Below are 560 nucleotides of genomic sequence, written 5' to 3' on the forward strand. Positions count from 1 at the left end.
GCCGTTGGCTAAACCGTTATGAAATCATCTTTCAGGAAGCAACCCAACCCCAGCCTTGTTTATGATTGGTTTATGAGAATGCATCACATCGACCAGTCACTGCCAATGTGATGCTCCCCACGTATCAGGACAAGCGCGGATAAATCCCGGGACCAATAGGCAATCCCAACACATACCAGACGACCAGCAAAATCAGCCACACGGTAAAGAACACGATGGGGTAAGGAATCACCAATGAATAATAAGTCCCCAGCTTGGCATCCTTGACGTAGCGCTGTAAAAAGGCCAGAAACAGCGGGAGGAAGGGGGATACCGGCGCCAGCGGAATCACCGATGAGTCTGCGACGCGAAACACCATTTGCGCGAAAGCCGGATGAAAGCCCAGCAGCATAAACATCGGTACAAAAATAGGTGCCAGTATCGACCAGATGGCAGAGCCGCTGGCGATAAACATGCACAAGAACGCAGACAGGAAAATCAAGCCGACGAAAGCGGGAATGCCGGTCATGCCTAATGACTCCAGCAGGTCGGTAAGTCCGATGGCAAAAAATTTTCCCATG

At 50.9% G+C, this 560-nt stretch carries 1 protein-coding gene; it reads right to left on the reverse strand.

Annotation, left to right across the window (positions count from 1 at the left end; all coding sequences use genetic code 11):
• Positions 1-124: 124 nt before the first annotated feature.
• A partial coding sequence (locus J5069_RS23980; RefSeq protein WP_264646143.1) for an AbgT family transporter occupies positions 125-560 on the reverse strand: 436 nt, incomplete at its 5' end.

The sequence above is a fragment of the Candidatus Symbiopectobacterium sp. NZEC127 genome (genome assembly GCF_025962675.1).
Classification (GTDB): domain Bacteria; phylum Pseudomonadota; class Gammaproteobacteria; order Enterobacterales; family Enterobacteriaceae; genus Symbiopectobacterium.